Origin of the sequence: Erwinia sp. Eh17-17 (assembly GCF_039675725.1) — a bacterium.
In the GTDB taxonomy this organism is placed as follows: Bacteria; Pseudomonadota; Gammaproteobacteria; order Enterobacterales; family Enterobacteriaceae; genus Erwinia.
This window is the reverse complement of record NZ_JBDFQT010000007.1, coordinates 114,724-131,270: the sequence shown is the minus strand read 5'-3', so window position 1 is coordinate 131,270 and position 16,547 is coordinate 114,724. Positions and strand designations below refer to the sequence as shown.

General features: G+C 56.8%; 12 protein-coding genes. 1 reads left to right on the top strand and 11 read right to left on the bottom strand.

Features of this window, described 5'->3' with window-relative positions:
* Positions 1-64 precede the first annotated feature (64 nt).
* The 6 genes from ABEH87_RS17325 to ABEH87_RS17300 form a co-directional block, all read right to left on the bottom strand.
* Positions 65-1,471, bottom strand: coding sequence for an efflux transporter outer membrane subunit (locus tag ABEH87_RS17325; protein WP_346578101.1), 1,407 nt, complete (start codon positions 1,469-1,471; stop codon positions 65-67).
* Positions 1,461-4,589 carry an efflux RND transporter permease subunit gene (locus ABEH87_RS17320; RefSeq protein ID WP_346578099.1) on the bottom strand — a complete coding sequence of 1,043 codons (3,129 nt, stop codon included), beginning with the start codon at positions 4,587-4,589 and terminating at the stop codon, positions 1,461-1,463. The genes ABEH87_RS17325 and ABEH87_RS17320 overlap by 11 nt, the downstream gene beginning before the upstream one ends.
* 21 nt (positions 4,590-4,610) lie before the next feature.
* Complete coding sequence (locus ABEH87_RS17315) at positions 4,611-5,735, bottom strand: efflux RND transporter periplasmic adaptor subunit (RefSeq protein ID WP_346578097.1); 1,125 nt, start codon at positions 5,733-5,735, stop codon at positions 4,611-4,613.
* A 200-nt stretch (positions 5,736-5,935) separates the two neighbouring features.
* Complete coding sequence (locus ABEH87_RS17310; protein WP_346578241.1) at positions 5,936-6,124, bottom strand: toxin-antitoxin system HicB family antitoxin; 189 nt, start codon at positions 6,122-6,124, stop codon at positions 5,936-5,938.
* Positions 6,125-6,414: 290 nt separating this feature from the next.
* Positions 6,415-8,136, bottom strand: a complete 1,722-nt coding sequence (locus ABEH87_RS17305) for a penicillin-binding transpeptidase domain-containing protein (protein WP_346578095.1) — start codon at positions 8,134-8,136, stop codon at positions 6,415-6,417.
* Between the two features lie 450 nt (positions 8,137-8,586).
* Positions 8,587-10,854, bottom strand: a complete 2,268-nt coding sequence (locus ABEH87_RS17300) for a molybdopterin guanine dinucleotide-containing S/N-oxide reductase (RefSeq protein WP_346578093.1) — start codon at positions 10,852-10,854, stop codon at positions 8,587-8,589.
* A gap of 192 nt (positions 10,855-11,046) precedes the next feature.
* Between ABEH87_RS17300 and galR the strand changes: the two genes are divergently transcribed.
* A complete protein-coding gene (gene galR, locus ABEH87_RS17295; protein ID WP_346578092.1) occupies positions 11,047-12,048 on the top strand; it encodes an HTH-type transcriptional regulator GalR in 1,002 nt (333 codons plus the stop codon).
* 59 nt (positions 12,049-12,107) lie between these two features.
* Here galR and ABEH87_RS17290 read toward each other — a convergent pair whose 3' ends face one another.
* From ABEH87_RS17290 to ABEH87_RS17270, 5 genes are read right to left on the bottom strand one after another with little or no spacing between them, the layout of a single operon-like run.
* Positions 12,108-12,560, bottom strand: a complete 453-nt coding sequence (locus ABEH87_RS17290; RefSeq protein WP_346578239.1) for a GNAT family N-acetyltransferase — start codon at positions 12,558-12,560, stop codon at positions 12,108-12,110.
* 5 nt (positions 12,561-12,565) lie between these two features.
* Complete coding sequence (locus ABEH87_RS17285) at positions 12,566-13,339, bottom strand: FCD domain-containing protein (RefSeq protein ID WP_346578090.1); 774 nt, start codon at positions 13,337-13,339, stop codon at positions 12,566-12,568.
* Positions 13,340-13,379: 40 nt separating this feature from the next.
* Positions 13,380-13,697: a PTS sugar transporter subunit IIB gene (locus ABEH87_RS17280; protein WP_346578237.1), complete on the bottom strand. Its 318-nt coding sequence runs from the start codon at positions 13,695-13,697 to the stop codon at positions 13,380-13,382.
* Between the two features lie 10 nt (positions 13,698-13,707).
* Positions 13,708-15,135 carry a glycoside hydrolase family 1 protein gene (locus tag ABEH87_RS17275; RefSeq protein ID WP_346578089.1) on the bottom strand — a complete coding sequence of 476 codons (1,428 nt, stop codon included), beginning with the start codon at positions 15,133-15,135 and terminating at the stop codon, positions 13,708-13,710.
* A 9-nt stretch (positions 15,136-15,144) separates the two neighbouring features.
* On the bottom strand, positions 15,145-16,479 hold the full coding sequence (locus ABEH87_RS17270; RefSeq protein WP_346578087.1) for a PTS transporter subunit EIIC: 1,335 nt from the start codon (positions 16,477-16,479) through the stop codon (positions 15,145-15,147).
* Between the last annotated feature and the right edge of the window lie 68 nt (positions 16,480-16,547).

Genomic DNA, 16,547 nt, shown 5'->3' with positions numbered 1-16,547 from the left:
AATGCCCGGCCCGCCAAACGATCGACGGCTGTGATTAGCAGCTCAGATTATTATTCACGTTCAGTTACGACTTCCAGCCTCCTCCCAGCGCTTTATAGAGGATGATTTGCTGGTTTAGCTGCCCGAGACGCGTGGCGATCAGCGACTGTTGTGAAGCGTACAGCGAACGCTGCGCAACCAGTACATTGAGATAATTGTCGACCCCTTCGCGGTAGCGCACGTTGGCAAAGCTGAAATTACGCTGGTTCGCGGCTTCGTCCAGCTGGCGAGCCTTGAGCTCATCCTGGTAGGTTTCCTGCCCGGCCAGCGCATCCCCCACCTCTTTAAACGCCGTCTGGATGGTTTTTTCATAGTCGGCAATTTCTATGCGTTTTTGCAGTTTGGCAATATCCAGATTGGCCATGTTCACGCCGCCGTCGAAGATCGGCAGATTGATGCTAGGGCCAAACGACCAGGCGGCCGTACCGCCAGAAAGCAGATGGCTGAAGGTCGCGGAAGTCGAACCGCCGGAAGCGGTCAGGCTGATGCTGGGGAAGAACGCTGCGCGTGCTGCACCAATATTGGCATTGGCGGCTTTCAGCGTATGTTCCGCCGCGATGATGTCCGGGCGGTGCGTCAGCAGGTCAGACGGCAGCCCCGCGGGTGTCACCGGGAAATGCCACTCTTTTTGCAGCCGTGCCCCCTCCAGCAGGTCCGGCGGCAGATCGCTGCCGACCAGCAGCGCCAGCGCGTTAACGTCCTGGCGCACCTGACGGCTGTAGGTGGCAATATCAGCCTGAGCGGCCCGTACTGCGGTTTCTGCCTGCACCAGATCCTGCTCGCTGGCCACGCCGCCGTCATAGCTGCGCCGGGTCAGGTCATACGAGTCCTGCTGGCTCTGCGCGGTGTCCTGCGCCAGTTTCAGCAGCTCGTTGTCCGAACACAGCGACAGGTAGCTGGAAGCCACTTCGGAAATCAGGCTGATCTGCGTGGCGCGCTGGGTAGCCGACATCGCCAGATACTGCTCCAGCCCTTGATCGCGCAGGCTGCGCAGGCGACCAAAGAAGTCCAGCTCCCAGGCGGTGACGCCAAGGCTGGTATTCAGCTGGTGGTAGGTCACCGAACCGCTGTTTTTGGTGCTGTACAGATCGCCCGGCAGGTGGGTGCCGGTTCCTCCGGCATCAAGGTCAATCGAAGGCATCAGCGCCGCACGGTCAATTTGCACCTGAGAACGCGCCACTTCGACATTCAGCGCGGCGACGCGCAGGTCGCGGTTATTGGCTAACGCACTGGCGATGAGCTTATGCATCACCGGATCGGTAAAGAAGCTCTGCCAGCGGATATCCGCGCCGTTTCCGGCGCGCGTTGTATCCTGGCTGTCATAATGCGCGGCGACCGGCAGTGCCGGGCGGTGGTAGTCCGGCTCCATAGTACAGCCTGCCAGTATCATCGCCAGCGGCACAATGCCCAGAGTGAATGACTTACGCATCATGTTGATCAACCTCAGTTTTCGTTTTTTTCCTGTCGGAGAAGAACTTAGCCACTACGACATAAAACATCGGCACAAAGAAGATAGCGAGGAAGGTCGCGGTAATCATGCCCCCCACTACCGCCGTACCAATTGAGTGCTGGCTGCCCGCCCCTGCCCCATGTGAAATCGTCAGCGGGAAGACGCCCAACACAAAGGCCATTGAGGTCATAATGATCGGACGGATACGTAATTTCGCGGCTTCAATCGCCGCCTCAACCAGATCCATGCCCTCGTTATCATGCAGATCTTTGGCAAACTCGACGATCAGGATGGCATTCTTCGCCGCCAGCCCGACGGTGGTCAGCAGCCCGACCTGGAAGAACACGTCGTTATTCAGACCGCGCAGCAACACCGCCAGAATGGTCCCCAGTACCCCGAGCGGAACCACCAGCAACACGGAGATCGGGATTGACCAGCTTTCATACAGTGCGGCCAGACACAGGAACACCATCAGAACGGAGATGGTATACAGCGCCGGGGTCTGGGAACCCGACATCTGCTCCTCATACGACAGTCCGTGCCAGCTGACGCGGAAGCCTTTAGGCAGCGTGGCGGCAATCTCATTGACCGCTTTCACCGCCTCACCGGAGCTGTAGCCCGGCGCAGGGGCCCCCTGAATTTGAACCGCCGATACGCCGTTGAAACGCTCATAGCGCGGGGAGCCGAATTCCCATTTCCCGCTACCAAATGCCGAGTACGGCACCATCTCGCCGCTGGAATTACGGAAATACCACTTGTCCAGATCTTCAGGCGTAACGCGCGATCCGGCGTTGCCCTGCACATAAACTTTCTTCACGCGGCCGTTATAGATGAACTGGTTAACGTAGCTCGACCCCCAGGCGGTGGACAGCGTATCGTTGACATCTTGCAGGCTGAGGCCCAGCGCCCGTGCGCGCTCGTCATCAAGAACCAGATGATACTGCGGCTCATCCTCCATCCCGTTCGGACGGGTAGCAAACAGGCGTTTGTCTTTCGCGGCCATAGCCAGGAACTGGTTACGCGCCGCCATCAGCGCAGCATGCCCCTGGTTATTGGTATCCTGCAGGAAGAAGTCAAACCCGGTGGCGTTACCCAGCTCCATGACGGCCGGAGGAACCAGCGCATACACTTTCGCATCCTTCATATGGGCAAAGTGGGCCATGGTACGCGCCGCCAGCTTGCTCACCGACTGCTCACTGTTGCGGGTATCCCAGGGTTTCAGCAGCACAAATGACATGGCGGTATTTTCTCCGCGCCCGGCAAAGCTGAAGCCGTTGGGTGAAAACACCGACTGTATTTCTGGCTCGTTTTTCAACAGCCAGCTTTCTATCTCATCCAGCACGGCCTGAGTTCGCTCACTGGAGGCGTTGGCTGGCAGCGTTACCTGCACCATCATTGCCCCCTGATCCTCATCCGGCAGGAACGACGTCGGTACGCGGGTAAACAGATAGCCTGTCACACCGATGATCGCCAGATAGACGAGGAAAAACAGATTGCGTTTAGAGATCACCGTCCCGACACCGTTGCTGTAGCGCAGGGTGCCCGCGTCAAACTTACGGTTAAACCAGCCGGCAAATCCGGTGGTTTTTTGCTCTGCGGCATTACTTTTCAGCATGGTGGCGCACAGGGCGGGGGTAAAGATCATTGCCATCAGTACGGAAAGCGCCATGGCGGAAACAATAGTGATGGAGAACTGGCGGTAGATAACGCCGGTGGAACCGCTGAAGAACGCCATTGGTAACAGCACGGCAGACAGCACCAGCGCAATCCCGACCAGCGCCCCCTGGATCTGCTGCATCGACTTAATGGTGGCGGCTTTCGGATCCAGCCCCTCTTCGTGCATGACGCGCTCGACGTTCTCCACGACGACGATAGCATCATCGACCAGCAGGCCTATCGCCAGCACCATCCCGAACATCGTCAGGGTATTGATGGTGTAGCCACTGAGCGCCAGAATCCCAAAGGTTCCCAGCAGCACCACCGGCACTACCATGGTGGTAATCAGCGTCGCCCGCAGGTTTTGCAGGAACAGCAGCATGACGAAGAACACCAGCACGATGGCTTCAAACAGGGTTTTAACCACTTCATTGATCGAGGCACTGACGACGGGAGAGGTGTCGTACGGGAAGTTAACTTTGACCCCTTCTGGCATATAAGGGGCAATATCGGCCACCGTTTTACGCACATTCTTCACCGCATCAAGCACGTTTGCACCACTGGCCAGACGCAGGGCGATACCGACCGAAGGCTGGCCGTTGAAGGTGGCAGAAATGCTGTAATCCTGCGGACCGAGGTCAACACCGCCGACATCGCGCAGCCGGACCTGTGAGCCGTCAGGATTCACTTTCAGCAAAATATTTCTGAACTGCTCCGGCTTTTGCAAACGGGTTTTACCGACGATAGTGGCACTGTATTTGACTCCCGACACTGTAGGCAAACCGGCCAGCTTACCGCTGGCAACCTGCACGTTCTGCTGGTTGATGGCGTTGGTGATATCACTGGGTATCAGTTGATACTGATATAATTTTGCCGGGTCGAGCCAGATACGCATGCCGTATTCTGCCCCCATGACGATAAAGTCACCCACACCGTTACTGCGCGCTATCGGGTCCTGTAACTTTGATACCAGCAGGTCAGCCAGGTCACCGTTACTCATTTGTGGATTACTGGATGTCAGGCCAACCACCAGCATAAAGTTCACCTGGAATTTGCGGATGTTAATCCCCTGCTGGACCACTTCCGTCGGCAGCTGTGACTCCGCCAGCGACACCTTGTTCTGTACCTGAACTTGGGCAATATCCGGATCGGTGCCCTGGTTAAAGGTGACAATGATCTGGGCGCTGCCGTCACTGCTGCTTTGCGATTCGATATAGCGCAGATTATCCAGGCCGTTTAGCTGCTGCTCAATCACCTGGACTACCGTGTTCTGTGTGGTTTCAGCGCTGGCGCCAGGGTAAACCACCTGCACGGAGATCGCGGGCGGAGCAATGTTGGGATACTGATTAATGGGCAGGGTGAAAATCGACAGCCCACCAATCAGCATGACAACAATCGCCACTACCCACGCAAAAATAGGGCGTTCAATAAAAAATTTAGACATCAGAATATCCTTGCTGCGCTACTACTGCGCCGAGGGGTCGGCAGTGGTCAGATTTGAATGCTGAGCGTTGACGATCCGCCGCTGGCTGGTTTTCACCAGGGTTCCTGGCTGCACGTTTTGCAGCCCTTCCACCACCACGCTGTCGCCTGGCTTCAGACCGGTTTCCACCAGCCAGTTTTCGCCTGTCATCTGTCCGGTAGTAATCATCTGCTCCCTGAGGCGGTTATCCCCCCCAACGACATAGACGTAAGGACGCCCTTTGGTGTCATGCATGATGGCTTCAAGCGGAACCAGGATGCCTTTTTCTGATACGCCCTGCGGCAGGCTGGCATGGACAAACATCCCCGGCAGCAGGTCGCGCCGGGGATTGGGGAAGGCCGCACGCAGCGTCACGCTGCCGGTGCTTTCATCGACGGTCACTTCTGAGAATTCCAGCCGCCCTTCCAGCGGGTATGCCGAACCATCTTCCAGCGTCAGTTTGACCGCGGCGGCGTTTTTTCCTGCGGCTTTCAGCGCGCCGCTGGCCAGAGCGCGACGCTGTGTCAGCAGATCGAGCGACGATTCGCTGACGTCAACATAGATCGGATCCAGCTGCTGAATCAGACTCATGTAGTTGCTCTGGCCGTTGGTCACCAGTGCCCCTTCCGTAGACAGCGAACGGCCAATATGGCCGGTAATCGGTGCCCTGACATGGGTGTAGTTAAGGTTGACCCGCGCCGTTTCGACGTCCGCTTTCGCTTCGCGTGCCGCAGCAACTGCATCATCATAAGTCTGTTGACTGATGGCATGCGCCGCCGCCAGCGGTTTGTAACGTGCGGCCAGTTTATTGGCGTTAATCAGGTTGGCCATCGCTTTGTCGTAGGTGGCCTGATAAGTGGCGGGGTCAATCTGGTAAAGAGGTTGTCCGGCTTTCACCTCGCTGCCTTCTGTAAAAAGGCGTTTAAGCACAATGCCGCTGACCTGCGGGCGGACTTCCGCCGTGCGTATCGCCGTGGTACGGCCTGGCAACTGAGTAAACAGGGTAACAGGCTCGCTTTTTAACGTGCTGATACCCACATTAACTGGTGCTTCACCGGACGGTGCCACGCTCTGATCGCAGGCAGCCAGCAAAAAAATCAAACTCGCAGAAAGTGTCCTCAAGTGCATTATGAACTCTCAATTAGGTAGTCATGAAATTAATAACGAGAGTGATTACTCTCAAAAATAAACAGCATTATAAGAAGGTGAAAAGTCGGTTTATGTTAATTTTGTGCTAAATATTTTTTCGAAAAGCTACAAATAAGTTATTTGTGCTAAATCATGCGGCAAGCGCTGAGCGGGAGTGCGTGAGCCACTCAGTACGCTGGTCAACCCCGTGGTTCTATTCCCCTCCTTCTTAGTTCACGCCGCGCCAGGTCTTTCAACCAGCAGGCAAGCGTGACATTGTCATTTTCAGTTAACGTTCTCAGTTGCTCATGAAGTTCAGGATGAATTCTTAGCTGAAAAGCAGCTGAGCGTCCGCCAACTTTCGGCGTCCTGTCTTTTAATTTCGGCATCATCATCGGTTCCTGATGGTAAGAATCGCCCCCTGCAGCGCTACCAACACCTCAGGGGGCTACACAATGCAGTGGAATGCGGTACTGCACCGTGCTGCGCACACCTTAGCGATTTCGCTGATGCCGGGTTTGGCGATTAGTGTAGATGGGGAATAAAAGTTGTCAGCGAATTTCACCGTTGTAACAACTTGAAGCAAAACGGAATCTGACATAAAAAAACCCACGCATGGCGTGGGTTGGAGGAGTGCAATATTCGTCAGGCGCGGTTTCCTGTTTTCCCGCGTATTTCATCAGCCGGGATGATAAATCGCATCCGGCGCGATATTCATATGTTTCAGCACCGGGCCGATAATATTGCCAAATACCGGTGCCGCTACCGACCCACCAAAGTGATCGCCAGCTGTCGGGTGGTTGATCATAATCACCAGCGCCACCTGCGGGTTACTGGCCGGTGCCACACCGGCGGTATAGTTAATATAGCCACCGTCATATTTCCCACTGTCGCCCATTTTTTCTGCCGTACCGGTTTTGATTGCCAGCCGGTAGCCCGGTACGGCAGCACGCACGCCGCTGCCGCCCGGTAAGGCATCACTTTCCATCATATGCACCACCTCACGCACCGTCTCTTCATCCGCCACGCGGTGACCGGAAACCGGTGGACTGACCCGGGTAATAGAGAGCGGTCGGTAGATGCCAAAGGATCCGAGCGTGGCATATTCACGGGCAATCTGCAGCGGCGTCACGCGCAGGCCATAGCCAAATGAGAACGTGGCCCGTTCAATATCGGCCCAGCGCTCACGGTGCAGCGGGAAGTAGCCGACGCTCTCCCCGGTCAGGCCCAGCCCGGTAGGTTTGCCCAGGCCGAACGCATGATAGGTGTTCACCAGCACCTCGGCCGGCATTGCCAGCGCAATGTGCGATACCCCGATATCACTCGATTTCTGCAGGATGCCGGTCATGGTCAGACGCGACCAGTGACCCACATCGCGGATCAGGTGGCCATTCACGCGGTACGGGGTGGTATCCAGCACCGAGTCCGGGCGCACCAGCTTCCGCGCCAGGCCTTCCATCACGACCAGCGGTTTCACCGTCGAACCGGGCTCAAAGCTGTCATTAATCGCCGTGTTGCGCATCTGTGCCGGAGATACATCAACAAAGTTGTTCGGGTTGAACGACGGGTAGGACGCCATCCCGAGGATCTCCCCGGTGTCGATTTTTACCAGCACGGCGGCACCCGAATCGGCCTTATTCAGCAGCACCCCGTCACGCAGTTTGCTGTACATGGTGTACTGGTCAAATTTATCGATGCTGAGCTGCACCGTTGGCGGCTGCTTTGGCGGATCGTAGTCAATCATCGCCACGATATTACCGCTGGCATCCTGACGGTATTTTTCCACCCCCGGCGTGCCCTGCAGCAGTTTATCAAACCCCTTTTCCAGCCCGGTCAGCCCGCTGTTGTCCGCGCCGACAATGCCAAGCAGCGGGCCGGTTGCTTCACTCATCGGATAGTAGCGGCTGTCGTTATACACCGTACTGATGCCGGTCAGGTGCAGCCTGACGATATCCTTGGCGATGCCCAGCTCAACTTTGCGCCCAAGATAGAGAAAGCGGCGGTTTGGGTTGGCGTTAATCTGTGCCGCAAGCTGCTCCGGGCGCTGTTCCAGCGCATTCGCCAGGTACTGCCATTTATCACTGGTAAAATCCGGATGTGCTTCCAGCACGCGCTGCGGGTCGGCAATGATATCGCGCGACGGCACGCTCAGTGCCAGCGCTTCCCCGTTACGATCCAGCAGCGTCCCGCGGTTGGTCGGCAGCGTGACGGTACGCAGAGAACGTTCATCCGCCTGTTTTTCCAGCATCGGATGGTTGATCAGCTGTAAATCGGCCACCCGCGCCAGCAAAACCACCAGACAGGTCATCACTCCCAGGCAGACCAGCCGGAAACGCAGGGGATTGAAAGTGGGGGCAGGCTGAGATTTTGATTTCGCCAGGAATTTCTTTAACGGGGGCATCTGGGTTCCGGTACAGGCTGGGAGATAACTTGCTGGCAGTTATACAAAAAATGCCGCAGAGAGAACAGGGAAACTGTGTTTCAGATCGTGAGTGGCTGCTCTGACTCGGCCCGGAATGATAATTACAATAACATCATAAAAATCAGAATATTACTAAGCACTCACCGAATTGCAGGCAAAAAAAACCTGCGCATCTGCGCAGGTTGGTGAAACAAAGCGTTAAAAACTTTTTGATGTTCACCCATCAATACCTCTGGGACTTGAACTGTAGCAATCCTGTGCGTTACGCCGCTACAGGGTAATCGCAACAGTTACCCGCAAAATGTAACCAGCCATGTGATTTATAGGTTTTTTTGCAATCTCTCTGCTTTATCGCCTTTTCCTGCTGATTTTTCAGAGCGCGCTTCCATTTTAGCCACATGGTGTTTTTCATCTGCTTTATTTCAGGCATTAAATATTCGCTTTTCTGATCTCGACCAGGCAGCTCATCGCGTTCGGACCCTGGGTCAGCGACGAGGTGCCAATATCCAGCGTCAGCACGTTCGGGTTGCCTGCACGGTCGTAAGGTTGCCAGGCTTTACCAAAACCCGGATCGAACCAGGCTCCGGTGGCAATCAGCACCACCTGCGGTGTGACACCGTCGCTGATGCGTACTCCCGCCTGCATGGTGCCGCGATCGTTACTGACCTCAATAACGTCACCCTCGCTGATACCGCGTGCGGCAGCATCCTGCGGGTGCATTAACAGGGTTTCACGCCCGGCGGTTTTATTCGCCTGTACCGTCGGCGTGGCGTCCATCTGACTGTGCAGCCGGTCATGGGGCTGAATAGAGATCATATGCAGCGGGAAACGCTGGCTGACTGGCGCGCCCAGCCACTCCTGAGGCGGCTGCCACTCCGGGTGCGGGACAAAATCAGCCAGCTGATAACCGGCAATGGTTTCCGAAAACAGCTCTATTTTGCCGCTGGCGGTTTTAATCGGGTGGGCAACCGGGTCATGGCGGAAATCTTCCATAAACACCCAGTCGTTTTCTGGACGCGCAGTCTCCACGTGGCCCTGCTGCCAGAAGCTGTCAAACTCCGGGAACTCAATACCTTTAGCGTGATGCGCCACCGCGCACTGCTGGTAGAGGTGTTCTATCCACTGGCGCTCGTTACGGTTTTCCGTAAAGGTATCGCGGTAGCCCAGGCGTTCAGCGATATCGGCAAAAATATCAAAGTCGTTGCGCGCCTGATGCTGCGGTTTAATCGCCTGATGCATCGCCAGTACAAAGCGGTCTTTCGACGACCCGCCGATGTCATTACGCTCCAGCGAGGTGGTGACCGGCAGGACGATATCCGCCATCTGCGCCGCGGGCGTCCAGACGATATCCTGCACAATCACGGTATCCGGGCGCTGCCAGCCCTCAACCAGACGGTTAAGCTGCTGATGATGGTGGAACGGGTTACCCCCCGCCCAGTGCACCAGATGGATATCAGGATAGGTATGCGTCTGCCCCTGGAAGGTATATTCCGTACCGGGGTTAAGCAGCATATCGCTGATGCGCGCCACCGGGATCGCCCGTTCGGCAATCGGGTTGTGCCCGGCAGACATCAGCGGCGAGGGCCCTTCGGTACGCGGATTGCCGACGCTGTTCATCGAGCCATGACCGAAGGAGAACCCGGCACCCGGCAGCCCCGGCTGGCCCAGCATGGAGGAGAGCGCAATCATCATCCAGTACGGCTGCTCGCCACGATGGGCGCGCTGGACCGAATAGGAACAGGTGATAAAGCTGCGTCTGCCGCACAGCTGCTGCGCCAGCAGCGTAATACGCGCCGCCGGGATGCCGGTGATCGCGCTGGCCCACTGCGGCGTTTTCGCCTGGCCGTCGCTTTCACCCAGCAGGTAAGCGCGCAGCTGCGGGTAGCCCACGCAGTGCGACTGCAGAAAAGCATTATCCACCGCGCCGACGCGCTCAATTTCATACCCCAGCGCCAGCATCAGCGCCACATCGGTGTTCGGGCGGATCGGGATCCACTCGGCATTAACAAAGGCCGGGCAGTCATCGCGCATCGGGCTGATGTTAATCACCGGCGTGCCTTTGGCCGCCAGTTGCAGCAGCGCAGGCTTCAGGCTGTGCTCCCCTGCCCCGCCAGAGGCCACCTGGCTATTTTTCAGCGCCAGGCCGCCAAAGGCGACGAAGATTTCGCAGTGTTCGATCACGCCCGGCCAGTCGGTGACGCGCCCGGTGAGCGGCATATAGGTGCCAATCACATACGGCAGGAAAAACTGTGCCGCGCCCCAGCTGTAGTTACCCTGCTGATCAATGCCGCCCCCGCCGAGGTTATAGAAACGCCGTACCAGGGTGCGGGCATGGTTCACACGCCCGGCGGAAGACCAGCCGTAAGAGCCGTTAAAAATGCCGCTGGCACCATAGCGGTCACGCACCCGGCGATTCTCTTCGGCCACCAGATCCAGGGCGGTATCCCAGTCGACCGCGACAAAATCCTCACGGCCGCGCAGGCTGCGGTCGCTGTTTTCGCGCGACTTCAGCCACGAACGGCGCACCATCGGCTGGCGGATACGCTTATCGGAGTAGACCAGTTCGGGAATGGTGTTGAGCATTGGGGAGGGATCCTGGTCCGCGAAAAAAGGCTCACAGCGGCGCAGTATTCCGTCTTCCACTACGGCACTGAAGGCTCCCCAGTGGGCAAGATGTGGCACTTTCTTTATCGTCATTTCAGGATCCGCTCTGGCATTTTTTTTGGAAACCCAGAATATCATCATTCTGCGGGCAGCGGCACAGGGCGTTTTATCGTCTGGCTTTGCGATGCCTGCGACATTCTGCGTGGTTGCGCAGGCTTGCAGTCACTGGCACTTTCCGCAACACTAATGGCAATGTAAACGCTTACCCAGGAAGGCATTGAACCAATGGCTACTATAAAGGATGTTGCCAGGCTTGCGGGCGTTTCGGTGGCGACCGTATCCCGTGTCATTAACCACTCCCCTAAAGCCAGTGAAAGTTCGCGCCTTGCGGTGACCAGCGCGATGGAATCGTTGCAGTATCACCCTAACGCCAATGCGCGGGCGCTGGCCCAGCAGTCAACGGAAACTATCGGGCTGGTGGTCGGGGATGTATCCGATCCGTTTTTCGGTGCCATGGTCAAGGCAGTGGACTCTGTGGCCTGGCAAACCGGTAACTTTTTGCTGATTGGTAACGGTTACCACAATGAGCAGAAAGAGCGCCAGGCCATCGAGCAGCTGATGCGCCATCGCTGCGCGGCGCTGGTGGTTCATGCCAAGCAGGTTCCCGACGAAGAACTGATCCCGCTGATGAAGCAGCTGCCCGGTATGGTGCTGCTCAACCGCGTTCTGGCCGGTTTTGAAAACCGCTGCATTGCGCTGGACGATCGTTACGGCGCCTGGCTGGCCACCCGCTATCTGATCCAGCAGGGACATACCAGCATTGCTTACATCTGCTCGACGCATTCGATTTCCGACGCCACTGACCGTCTGCAGGGCTATTATGACGCGCTGAAAGAGCACAATCTGCCGTGTAACGACCGCCTGGTGGCCTTTGGTGAACCGGATGAAGTGGGGGGTGAGCAGGCGATGACCGAGCTGTTGGGCCAGGGTAAAACCTTTAGCGCCGTGGCCTGTTATAACGATTCGATGGCCGCCGGTGCGCTGGCAGTTCTGAGCGACAATGGCTTACGCGTGCCGGAAGAGATGTCGCTGATTGGCTTTGATGACGTACTGGTGTCGCGCTATGTTCGCCCGCGTCTGACGACGGTGCGTTATCCGATTGTGACCATGGCACAGCAGGCTGCGGAACTGGCGCTGGCGTTAGCGCACGGTCAGCCGCTGCCGGAGATTACCAATCTGTTCAGTCCAACGCTGGTGCGCCGCCACTCGGTGGGTTCGCCGCCGTAATGGATGTTAGCGGGCTGACCGGAAAAGAGGGTCAGCCCCTACGCGACCGGCTCAAAAATTCACTCCAGCGCTTTGTGATATAGCCGCACCGCTGTCGCCGGATAATCCAGCGCATCACCGATGTATGCCCAGCCGAAACGTTCGTAGTAATCCGCACAGGCGGAATAGAGATACAGCTGGCGGTCGCCACGCTGGCGGGCGCAGTCAATCACCGTCTGCTGAAGCTGCGCGCTTAACCCGTGGCCGCGATAGCCCTCCGCCACGTACAGAGCCGCCAGCCAGGGGAACAGATCCTGACGGCTGATCAGGTCGCAGCGCCATAAGCCGACGGTGCCCACCGCCCGCTCTCCATCCAGCGCGACAAACGTCAGCGGCAGATCGGCACCGCTCAGGCTGCTGTCGATCACGCTGGCAAAAAAGTCGCGGCTGTTATCACTGCCAAATGCCTGCCACAGCCAGTCAATGAGGGTCTCACGGTGTTCCACTGCGGCACTTAACGGCACAATGCGCAGCGAATTCATACCAGTTTTCCCTGAAAAATCGGCACTGATTCAAACAGATAGCCGTCAAAGTCGGGGGCATCGGCGTCAGAGAGTTCCAGCAGGCTGTGTTTGACATTTTCGAGGTGCTGCCACATCGCCTGCCAGGATCCCATCACGTCACGACGGCGCAGTGCAGCGAGGATCGTCTGATGATCGCCCAGCCATTTCAGCCGGTAGCTGCGGGTTTCAATATGGCTGCGCAGCTGTTGCCACAGCGGGCTGCTTTCATGATGCCGCCAGATACTGTTTACGGTATCCAGCAGCATCTGGTTTTGTGTCGCCCCGGCCAGCAGCAGGTGGAACAGCTTGTCATTGTCCTGACTTTTATCGTCGAGGGCGATGGCGCGCTGCTCCTGCTCCAGGGTACGTTTCAGGTTTTCAATATCGGCTTTGGTGGCCATTTTCGCCGCAAACGCGGCGATATTGCTCTCCAGCAGCTGACGCGCCTGCAGCATTTCAAACGGGCCAACGTCGCTGCGGAAGAATGCCTCCTCTTCATCACCGCTTTGTGAAGGGATGCGCATCACATAGACGCCGGAACTCTGACGGATGTCCACCGTCCCTTCCAGCTCCAGCATCAGCAGGGCTTCACGAACAATGGTGCGGCTGACGCCCCAGGTTTCCGCGATATTGCGCTCCGGCGGCAGCCTGGAACCCACCGGATAGTGGCCGTCGATAATTTGCTGACGCAGATCGTGCCCGATTTCCTGATACTGCTTTTTTTCCTGCGCAGGCGCACCTTTGTCCACAGATCTTCACCTTTTAAGCCATTGTCTGAATTGATTCCGGCTAGTTTACCAAAGCCAGCGCCTGATCGAGTACTTTTGCGCCGTTAAGGGTGCCATAGGCAACAGAATCAATCACCGCAATCGGGATCTGGTAGCTGTCGGTGAGCTTACGGTTCTCCTCCAGCTTGAAGCGTACCTGCGGCCCCAGCAGTACCACGGCCACTTCGCCAGGGTAGTTTTCCAGCTCATCGCGCAGATTCTGCTCCGGGATAGCATAGATCTGGTAACTCAGACCGCGGGCGGCGGCTTCTTTTTCCATGCGTGTCACCACCATGGAGGTGGACATGCCTGCCGCGCAGGCCAGTACGATTCGTTGCATCATTAACTCCTTATTTAGCTTCATCATCCAGCGTGACGGTCAGCTGGCGCTGGCTGCTGACCTGCTGATACCAGTGGGCAGACTTCTTCATCCGCCGCTGGCGCTGGTTTTCAAGGTCGATTTCAATCAGACCGTAACGGTTCTTGAAGGCGTTCATCGGTGATACGTTGTCGGTGAAGGCCCACAGCATATAACCCAGGCAGTTCATCCCTGCGGCATTGGCCTTCACCGCCTGGTAAAGGTGCCCGGTGATAAAATCGATACGGTAGTCGTCCTGAATCTCGCCGTCCGCGTTTTTAAAGCGCGCTTCGTTCTCGATCCCCATGCCGTTTTCCGCAATAAACCACGGGAAATTGTCGTAATCGTTTTTCATGCGTAGTGCCATGTCCCAGACGATGGCAGGCTGAATTTCCCAGCCGCGCGAGGGGTTCATACGACGCCCCGGCAGTTCGAAATGTTCATAGTAAAATGCCGGGTGGAACGGCGTTTCCGGGTGCCACGCCCGCGACGGGGCTTTCACCCGGTGCGGATAGTAAAGGTTGATGCCCACTTCATCGACGCGGTTGGCTTTGATGATCGCCAGCTCCTGCGCGTCCACCTCCCAGTGCACCCGATGCTGTGCCAGCAGTGCGATCAGTTCATCCGGGTACTCGCCTTTAATCGCCGGGTCGAGAAAAACGCGGTTATAGAACAGATCGTACATTTCCGCGGCTTTCACGTCGTGCGCGGCGCTGGAGCGGGGATAGGTCACTTCCGGATTCAGAATGGTGCCGACAGTTCCCTGATAGCCTTTCTCACGGAACAGGCTGACCACTTTCGCCGTCGCGAGGTTTTTATGGTGATTCCACTGCATCCATTTATCGGTGTTCTGCTCATACGGCCAGCGCAGCGCATCCAGGTAGACGCGGGTCTGCACCACCACCGGCTCGTTAAAGGTAAACCAGCGCGTGACTTTGTGGGCGTAGCGGGCAAAGACCTGCTCAGCATAGCGAACATACAGCTCAACCACGTGCTTCGAGCCCCAGCCCCCGTACTGCTCCAGCAGCGTGGCAGGCAGCTCGTAATGCTCCAGGCACAGCATCGGCTGAATACCATTAGCCAGCAGCTCGTCGATCAGGCTGTCGTAATACGCCGCATACTCTTCATCCACCACGGCATTTTCATAATCGGTGAGAAAACGCGCCCAGTTGATGGACGTGCGGTAGTGCGTCAGCCCCGCCGCCTTCATCAGCGCCACATCTTCTTTGTAGCGGTTGATGAAATCCGTGGCGACGGCCGGTCCATAGCCGTTATGCCAGACGTGGCGGTCATTCTGGTACCAGGCATCAAGATACGAATCCTGGCCGGCTTTCTTGCCGCTCCAGCCTTCGGTCTGCCACGCCGAGGCGGCAGCACCGAGGATAAAATCGTCCGGGATGGTAACGTTCAGGGTACTCATCATAGCTCCTTAATGTTTCGCGAGTTCAGGCTGTAACGCTTTCGCGTCAGCGGCTTCCGCACGGCGCGCGGCGATTTTAACGAACGGCAGATAGACCAGAATGGAGACCAGGATACAGACGATCTGCGTGACTACCGCCCCCATCGATCCCGCCGTGGACAGCCAGGCGTTGATAATCGGCGGTGTGGTCCAGGGCACCATCACCACGGCTTTTCCGGCAAACCCGGTGACCGTGGCAAAGTAACCAATCGATCCGGTGATCAGCGGTGTGATGATGAACGGAATGGCGAGGATCGGATTCAGCATAATCGGCATACCGAAGATCACCGGCTCATTAATATTGAACAGACCCGGCCCGAAGGAGAGCTTGGCAATTTCGCGCATCTCTTTGCGTTTGGTGGCCAGCATCACCGCCGTCAGCAGCCCGATGGTCAGCCCGGAACCGCCAATACTCATATACACGTCCCAGAACGGCATAGTGATAATGTTCGGTGCCTCGATGCCCTGCTCAAAGGCATTCATATTGACCAGAATCGCTCCCAGCAGCAGCGGTTCACGAATCGGTTTTACCATCTGGTTACCGTGGATGCCGATCACCCAGAACAGCTGGGCGACAAACATCAGCAGCAGGATGCCCCACAGGCTCTGCACCACCGACTCCAGCGGCTCCTGGACAATTTTGTACACCGCGTCATACAGATACATGCCGGTAAAGCGGTGGAAAATAAAGCCAAAGGTGGCGATGGCCGAGACGGTGATGATCGCCGGGATCAGCGCGGAGAACGACGCGGCCACATTGGGCGGCACGGTATCCGGCATTTTGATTTTCAGGCGATCAACATGTTCCAGGCGGCAGTAGATTTCGACCGACAGGATGGCGATGAACATGCCAAGGAACAGGCTCTTGGTATCAGAGAACTGTTTCGCCAGCACGTCGGTCACCACCTGCATCTCCCCGTTGACCATCATGCTTAATGTGGTCGGCGTCACGGCGATAAAACAGATGATCGCCAGCAGGCCGGGGAACAGCGTTTTAATGCCGTTGATTTTCCCCAGTTCAATACCGATCAAAAACACGGCGCCGATATTCAGGAAGCTCAGGGTGGCGTAGTTAATGCTGGAGGTAATGGGCTTCAGCTCTGCCAGGAATGACAGCGCCTGAAAGCTTGCCAGCCCGTTCTTACCGTCCAGCACCATATTGGAAATCAGCACCGAAAATGCACCGACAATAATCACCGGCATCAGAGTAATAAACGACGCTTTGATCGCCATGATATAGCGGTAGCTGTTGAATTTTGTGGCAAAACTCCCCAGCGAGTCGATTAACCGATCCTGTAGAGACATGTATAAATCCTCGAGGTAAAGGGTCAGGCATCCCGGCATTGATATTTTGTTGAACTTCCGCTGTTGTG

Coding starts and splice junctions, on each gene's coding strand:
- ABEH87_RS17280 (WP_346578237.1), bottom strand. CDS start 13,697: ATGCAACGAATCGTACTGGCCTGCGCGGCAGGCATGTCCACCTCCATG.
- galR (WP_346578092.1), top strand. CDS start 11,047: ATGGCTACTATAAAGGATGTTGCCAGGCTTGCGGGCGTTTCGGTGGCG.
- ABEH87_RS17275 (WP_346578089.1), bottom strand. CDS start 15,135: ATGAGTACCCTGAACGTTACCATCCCGGACGATTTTATCCTCGGTGCT.
- ABEH87_RS17310 (WP_346578241.1), bottom strand. CDS start 6,124: ATGCCGAAATTAAAAGACAGGACGCCGAAAGTTGGCGGACGCTCAGCT.
- ABEH87_RS17305 (WP_346578095.1), bottom strand. CDS start 8,136: ATGCCCCCGTTAAAGAAATTCCTGGCGAAATCAAAATCTCAGCCTGCC.
- ABEH87_RS17315 (WP_346578097.1), bottom strand. CDS start 5,735: ATGCACTTGAGGACACTTTCTGCGAGTTTGATTTTTTTGCTGGCTGCC.
- ABEH87_RS17300 (WP_346578093.1), bottom strand. CDS start 10,854: ATGACGATAAAGAAAGTGCCACATCTTGCCCACTGGGGAGCCTTCAGT.
- ABEH87_RS17270 (WP_346578087.1), bottom strand. CDS start 16,479: ATGTCTCTACAGGATCGGTTAATCGACTCGCTGGGGAGTTTTGCCACA.
- ABEH87_RS17325 (WP_346578101.1), bottom strand. CDS start 1,471: ATGATGCGTAAGTCATTCACTCTGGGCATTGTGCCGCTGGCGATGATA.
- ABEH87_RS17320 (WP_346578099.1), bottom strand. CDS start 4,589: ATGTCTAAATTTTTTATTGAACGCCCTATTTTTGCGTGGGTAGTGGCG.